Here is a 1,575-nt window from a genome sequence, read left to right on the forward strand (position 1 = left end):
GTAAAAAATTCCATATTATTCCTCCTCGTTTTCTTTCTTATTTTCTATTTTGTTTAGTGATTTAACTATAAAATTCTTGTAGACCTTATCTCCTTTTTTATTTTCTTTAAAATATCCAAAGACATGGATTAGATCTCCTTTTTCAAATTCTTTTACAATTTCTACCTTTTCTCCATATACTGAGCAATTTGTATATTCTTTGCCCTTTCCATAATTTTTAACAAGAGCAAAATTTGCTACTTGAACACTTTCTCCATCTTTTTCAAATTCTGAAAAAAGAGCTTCCTTAACTAAATTTGCATTAATATTTATCATTTCTCTATCCATTAATTTCTTCTCCTTAATCTATCAATTTCAATTAAAAAAGCGACTGAACTTATATTTCAATCGCTAAATGTCTTATATATTAAATTGTTTTAAGTGGGACTTCTTATCCTTACCATCTTAACCTCCTAATTTTGAGTATAAAAATAGACGATAGAGTTTTTAATTTCTATCGCCTATTAATACCTTATTTCTAATCTTCTAAAATCGATACTTCAAGGTCTATCGCTTTAAATGTAACAGTTATTCCTACTTCTTCTTTTACTGTTTTTTCAAATAGCTCAGCTATATCATATGGGGACATATCATATATATCTTCATACCATTCATTACTTTCATCGTACATTGTCTCACATATTGCTTCAATATAATTTTTCTTATCCATTGTAAGTTCTGTATCACTTTCCAGAATAAACTGCTCCTCATTTATATTTAATATAATTAAAGATGATTTTCTATTTTTACACATTTTGCTTTCTCCATAAACTCAAATATTTAACCTATTTATCTTATAACTTGATTTTAACTTTACCTTATCTCTATTTGCTAGATACTCTTCCACATCAAATAAATTTTTCTTATCATAATCTTCCAACAACTTGTAATTCTTATGCTTTGTAATATCGAATTTATCAGACAAGAAAGGTCTTACTCCTCTTAGCTGGTATATGCACTTACCGCCATCCATTACAGTTATTTCATCTTGGCTCATAAGTTCCTTGCCAGTCTTTTGATAATTTAGTCCAAAAGATTTTTGATTGGATCTTGTTTCTGATGTGTTATATAGGTCTATGGTTTCTTTTCCTAAGGTTTCTGATAATTCTTTTACTGTCGTTTTTTCTTTTCCTCCTAAAAAGAGTGTAGAGTCGCAGTTACCAACTATTGTATCTGCATGGTCTTTATAAATTGCTTTTAATTGAGATTGTGCTTGCAGAATTATACTTGCTGATATTTCTCTTGAACGAATTGTCGCTATTAGTTTTTCAAATTTTGGAATTAAGCCTATATTTGCAAACTCATCAAGTAGACACCTAACATGAACTGGAAGTCTTCCACCATACACATCATCTGCCTTATCACATAGTAGATTAAATAGTTGAGAATACATTATTGAGACTACAAAGTTAAAGGTATCATCAGTATCTGATATTATTACGAATAAAGCAGTTTTCCTATCTCCAATTTTATCGAGTTCTAATTCATCTTCGCTCATTAGTTCTCTAAGTTCTCTTATATCAAAAGGTGCAAGTC

Annotated in this window: 3 protein-coding genes; all 3 read right to left on the reverse strand. The window is 29.1% G+C overall.

Features of this window, described 5'->3' with window-relative positions:
- Positions 1 to 15 precede the first annotated feature (15 nt).
- Complete coding sequence (locus KHW44_RS09465; RefSeq protein ID WP_304068849.1) at positions 16 to 327, reverse strand: single-stranded DNA-binding protein; 312 nt, start codon at positions 325 to 327, stop codon at positions 16 to 18.
- Positions 328 to 517: 190 nt separating this feature from the next.
- A complete protein-coding gene (locus KHW44_RS09470; protein WP_304068851.1) occupies positions 518 to 793 on the reverse strand; it encodes a hypothetical protein in 276 nt (91 codons plus the stop codon).
- An 18-nt stretch (positions 794 to 811) separates the two neighbouring features.
- On the reverse strand, positions 812 to 1,575 hold a 764-nt coding region (locus tag KHW44_RS09475; RefSeq protein ID WP_304068854.1), incomplete at its 5' end, for a VirD4-like conjugal transfer protein, CD1115 family.

Origin of the sequence: Finegoldia magna (genome assembly GCF_018371055.1) — a bacterium.
GTDB classification, from domain to species: Bacteria; Bacillota; Clostridia; order Tissierellales; family Peptoniphilaceae; genus Finegoldia; species Finegoldia magna_I.

Coding starts and splice junctions, on each gene's coding strand:
- KHW44_RS09465 (WP_304068849.1), bottom strand. CDS start 327: ATGGATAGAGAAATGATAAATATTAATGCAAATTTAGTTAAGGAAGCT.
- KHW44_RS09470 (WP_304068851.1), bottom strand. CDS start 793: ATGTGTAAAAATAGAAAATCATCTTTAATTATATTAAATATAAATGAG.